This is a genomic window from Kitasatospora putterlickiae (genome assembly GCF_039527695.1).
GTDB lineage: Bacteria > Actinomycetota > Actinomycetes > Streptomycetales > Streptomycetaceae > Kitasatospora > Kitasatospora putterlickiae.
In genome coordinates, this window is the sequence record NZ_BAAAKJ010000423.1 from 1 (window position 1) to 4,362 (window position 4,362).

At 76.7% G+C, this 4,362-nt stretch carries 6 protein-coding genes; all 6 read right to left on the reverse strand.

What is annotated here, in order from left to right; all coding sequences use genetic code 11:
* Positions 1-56: 56 nt before the first annotated feature.
* Positions 57-536, reverse strand: a complete 480-nt coding sequence (locus ABD308_RS35135; RefSeq protein WP_344344046.1) for a DUF7919 family protein — start codon at positions 534-536, stop codon at positions 57-59.
* A gap of 7 nt (positions 537-543) precedes the next feature.
* On the reverse strand, positions 544-1,071 hold the full coding sequence (locus ABD308_RS35140; RefSeq protein WP_344344048.1) for a hypothetical protein: 528 nt from the start codon (positions 1,069-1,071) through the stop codon (positions 544-546).
* Positions 1,068-2,456: a hypothetical protein gene (locus ABD308_RS35145; protein WP_344344050.1), complete on the reverse strand. Its 1,389-nt coding sequence runs from the start codon at positions 2,454-2,456 to the stop codon at positions 1,068-1,070. The genes ABD308_RS35140 and ABD308_RS35145 overlap by 4 nt, the downstream gene beginning before the upstream one ends.
* Positions 2,453-3,259, reverse strand: coding sequence for an ABC transporter ATP-binding protein (locus tag ABD308_RS35150; RefSeq protein ID WP_344344052.1), 807 nt, complete (start codon positions 3,257-3,259; stop codon positions 2,453-2,455). Before ABD308_RS35150 ends, ABD308_RS35145 begins: the two co-directional genes overlap by 4 nt.
* Positions 3,260-3,294: 35 nt before the next feature.
* Positions 3,295-4,170 carry a zf-HC2 domain-containing protein gene (locus ABD308_RS35155; protein WP_344344054.1) on the reverse strand — a complete coding sequence of 292 codons (876 nt, stop codon included), beginning with the start codon at positions 4,168-4,170 and terminating at the stop codon, positions 3,295-3,297.
* On the reverse strand, positions 4,167-4,362 hold a 196-nt coding region (locus ABD308_RS35160; RefSeq protein WP_344344056.1), incomplete at its 5' end, for a sigma factor-like helix-turn-helix DNA-binding protein. The genes ABD308_RS35160 and ABD308_RS35155, both read right to left, overlap by 4 nt.

Genomic DNA, 4,362 nt, shown 5'->3' on the forward strand with positions numbered 1-4,362 from the left:
GCTTTGCCTACCGGCCTTGACATGCAGGCCCCACGCCTAACTGAACGGCGTTGGTCCTAGTAGTCCACCAGGCGTTCGGCGTCCTCCGGAATCCACGGGAAGGGGACGTCGGGCCAGCGGGCGGCGGCCCAGGTGTCGAGGTCGACGGCGAGGACGGCGTCGATGAAGGGCTGGGGCGGGTGGTAGCCGTGGACGGTGATGTAGTGGGTGATCAGGAAGGGGGCGGCGTAGGCGGTGCCGGGCTCGCCGGGGATCCGCAGTTCCCCGTTCCCTTCCGGGGTTTCCGCGTCGGGGCAGAGGTCGCAGTCGTGCCAGCCGAGGCAGACGTTCATCCACTGGACCCGCTGGACGGCCTTCAGCTTCTCCAGGAAGGCGGCGGGCACCGGCCCGGTCGGGTACGGGTGGCCGGCTTCCAGCCAGCCGATGTTCAGGCAGGTGTAGGTCGGGCGGAAGCGGACCGCGTAGACGCCTGACTCCCGGTCGCCGAAGGTGTCGTAGGGCTGGTACTCGTACACGCTGAGGTCTTCGTAGAACACGTGCCCATCATCGCCGGGGCCCGGCGAGGGCGTACGCGGTGGTGCCGGTGACGGCGAGGGTGAGGGCGGTGAGGGTGGCGGGGGTGGCGCCGGGCGGGAGGAGGGGCCAGGTGAGGAGTCGGGTGGCGAGGTCGGGGGCGGGCGGGAGGAGGAAGGCGGCGGCGAGGCAGGTGAAGGGGGGCAGCCAGGCGTAGGGGCGGCCGAAGCAGGCGGCACCGAGGGCGGCGAGGCCGGTGAGGCCGGCGCTGTCGCGGAGGGTGAGGAGGCCGGGGGGAAGGAGGGCGGCGGTGAGGACGGTGCCGAGCAGGACGTGGGCGGCGCGGTGGAGTGGCCAGCGGAGGGCGGCGGTGCGGTCCAGGGCGGGGTCCGGGCTGCCGAGGCCGGCGGTCAGGGCGATCGCCCCGGCGGCGAGGAGGAGGGCGGAGCGGCGCGGGCCGGCGGCGCCGCCGAGCCGGGCGAGGATCGCGAGGGCGACCAACAGTCCAAGGACGAGCGGCAGTTGGCGCGATCGGGCGTAGAGGGTCAGCCACCTCACCGGAGTGCGCCTCCGGTCAGCGTGTCCAGCGGGTCGTCGGCGCAGGAGACGGCGGCGGTGTGCAGGGCGGCGATCCGCTGCCGTTGTTCGGCGGGCGGCAGCGCGCTGAACGCCTGCCAGGCGGGGGCGGCCAACTTGGTCTGGTCCCGGGCGCTGTGCATGGTCCCGTCGAGCGGCCGCAGGTCGCCGAGGACCCAGGCGGCGGCGATGCTCTGGGCGACCGTCCCCGACAGGGTGCCGCTCTCGCGGTCGCTGCGGGGGTGGCAGAGCGGGGCGATGCCCTGGCCGACCAGGGCCCGGGTCAGCGCCTCTCCCCCGGCGGCGGCGAGTACCGGGTCGTCGAAGTCGACGAGCAGCGCGTCGCGCGGGCGTTCCGGCGTGGCGCTGATGGCGCGCGGGGCGGTGCTCTCGCGGACGGCGGTGGGCGCCCGGTCGCCGAGGGCGGTGCGCAGCAGGCCCAGCGCGTCCCGTCCGGGGCCGGCGAGTTCGTCGAGGCGGGCCCGGTGGGCCGCCGTCACGCAGACCGGGCCGTCGCAGACCTGGGCGGTGGCGGCCCGGTCGAGGACATAGGTGTCGCGCGGGTCGGCGGGGAGCACGAGCAGGGCGAGCGCCCCGCACGCGAGGAGCGGGGTGAGGGCGAGCAGCCGGGTGCGGCGGGTGGCGGCGGCGAGCAGGGCGAGGCCCGTGGCGGCCAGGCCGAGCAGCCAGAGGGTCTGTCCGAGGTGGACGGGGGCGGAGAGGGTGAAGAGGGTCTGGCGAACGTCGGCGGTGGCCGGCGAGAGGAGGGAGAGCCGGTTCGGGACGGCGGAGGTCGGCACGGCGGCGTCGGTGGTCTGGCGCAGGGCGTTGGTGAGCGCGAAGGCGGCGACGGCCAGGGCGGGCGGGGTGAGGACGGACGGCAGGACGCGGGCGGCGCCCATGCCGAGGAGGGCCCCGGCGGCGAGGGCGAGCGCGCCGACGAGTGAGATCGGCAGCCAGCCGGCGCCGGTGGTCGCGGCGCCGGTGGTGAGCAGCCGGACCGCGCCGAGGAGGACGAGCAGCAGGAAGGCCCCGGCGAGGGCGAGCGCCGTCGGGCCGGCGAGGGCGGCGGCGCGGTGGCGGGCCGGTCGCGGGGTGGTGGCGAGCAGTTCGGCCGTGCGGGAGCGGTGGTCGCGGAGGCCTTGCAGCGCGCCGAGGCCGAGGGCGAGCGGCCACAGGAGGACCAGCAGGTGGCGGGTCCACAGGGCCATGGACGTCCACTGGGCCGTCCACAGGGTGGCGCCCTTCGACCACGGCCCGGGGGCGAGTTCGAGGAGGGCGAGCGAGAGGGCCAGGACGGTGGCGCCGGCCCAGGGGGCGACGGAGCGCCGCAGTTCGGTGCGGAGCACCCTGGACGGGAGGCTCACCAGGCACCTCCGGTGCGCGCGGGGGCGGCGAGCAGGGCCGAGTAGCCGCGCTCCAGCGGGCTGTCGCCCTCGTGCTCCGGGCCGCCGGCGGCCGCGAGCCGGTCCGGGGTGCCCTGGAAGAGGAGCCGTCCCTCGGCGAGGAGCAGCACGTCGGTGCAGGCGGCGGCGACGTCCTCCACCAGGTGGGTGGAGACGACGACGCAGGCGTCCGTGCCGAGTTCCTGGAGCAGTTGGCGCAGGCGCAGCCGCTGCGCCGGGTCCAGGCCGACGGTCGGTTCGTCGAGCAGCAGGACGGCCGGGTCGTTGACGATGGCCTGGGCGATGCCGGCCCGCCGCACCATGCCGCCGGACAGGGCCTTCATCCGCTGATCGGCGCGGTCGGCGAGGCCGACCCGTTCGACGGCGCGCTGCACGGCGGCCGGGATCTCGGCGGCGGGGACCTCCTTCAGCCAGGCCATGTATTCGACGAACTCCCGGACGGTGAAGCGCTTGTAGTAGCCGAACTCCTGCGGCAGGTAGCCGATCCGGCGGCGCAGCGCCCGGTGGTCGCCCGGGCCGCCGAGGGGCCGGCCGAGGAGTTCCAGTTCGCCGCCGGCGGGGCGCAGCACGGTGGCGAGGGCGCGGATGAGGGTGGTCTTGCCGGCGCCGTTGGGGCCGAGCAGGCCGTGGACGCCGGTGCCGAGGGTCAGGTCGAGGCCGTCGACGGCCAGCCGCCGGCGGCCGGCTCTGACCTTGAGTCCGCTCGCCCGGATCTCCCAGGCGTAGCGGGTGGGGGCGAGGTCGGCCGCGTTCACTGCGGGCATCGCGGGGGTCCTGTTCTTCCGGAGGGCTCGGGGGTTCAACGGGTGCCCGCCTGGGCCGTGTAGGCGCCCCGGCGGGCGAGGACGACGGCGGCGCCGAGGGCGAGGAGCGCGCACCAGAGCGGCAGGCCGTCCGCGCGCAGGAGGGCGGGCGTGCGGCCGGCGGCCAGGGTCGGCGCGGCCACGGCGGCGGCCCAGACGGCGGTGAGGGCGACGGCGGCGCGGGTCATGCCGATCAGTCCGCCGAGCGCCAGCGTGGCGGAGGTGCACGCCAGGCAGGGCAGCAGCCACTGCGCGGCCGTCAGTCCCGTGGCCCAGCCGGCCGCGAGCAGGGCGGGGATCACCACGGCGAGCACGGCGACGGTGCGGCGCAGTACCAGTGGCAGGCCGGCGCGCGGGGTGGCGGTGGTGAGTTCGTGGGCGGGGTCGAGGCCGCGCGACCAGGAGACCGCCACGCCGGCCACCGGCAGGACGGGGGCGAGCAGCAGGACGAGGGAGATCCGGCCGGAGCCGGGGCCGGTCAGGTCGAGCAGCAGGGCGAGCAGGGTGACGGCGAGGACCATGGCCAGCCACGGGGTCATGGCGGGTGTCGTCCAGGTCGCGAGGCGGGCGATCAGGCGGCGGCGCGGCGGGGCGGGGGCGACGGCGGCGAGCCGTGGGGCGAGGTCGGCCCAGACGGCCTCGGTGAGCGCCCCGACGGCGGGGGCCCCGTCGGCGACGGCGGCCGCCAGCCGGTCACGGCAGGTGCGGCACGTCTCCAGGTGGGCCTCCAGGGCCCACACCTCGTCGGCGGTGAGGTCGAAGGCGGGGTCGGGGTCGGGGTCGAGCGCGGGATCGGGGCCGGGGCCGGGGCCCGGGGTGAGGCGCGCGTAGCCGTCGATGAGCCGTGCCGACGCGTGTTCCGTACCGCTCATGCCAGTGCCTCCCGCATCGCGATCCGGGCCCGGCGGGCGCGGGTCTTGACCGTGCCCTCGGGCAGTCCGAGGACCACGGCGGTCTCCCGGACGGACAGTCCGTCGAGCACCATCGCCTGCAGGACGTCCCTGAGTTCGGGCGCGAGCCGGCGCAGCGCGTCCCCGACGTCGCCGCCGACGGTGGCCACCAGG

Coding starts and splice junctions, on each gene's coding strand:
- ABD308_RS35155 (WP_344344054.1), bottom strand. CDS start 4,170: ATGAGCGGTACGGAACACGCGTCGGCACGGCTCATCGACGGCTACGCG.
- ABD308_RS35150 (WP_344344052.1), bottom strand. CDS start 3,259: ATGCCCGCAGTGAACGCGGCCGACCTCGCCCCCACCCGCTACGCCTGG.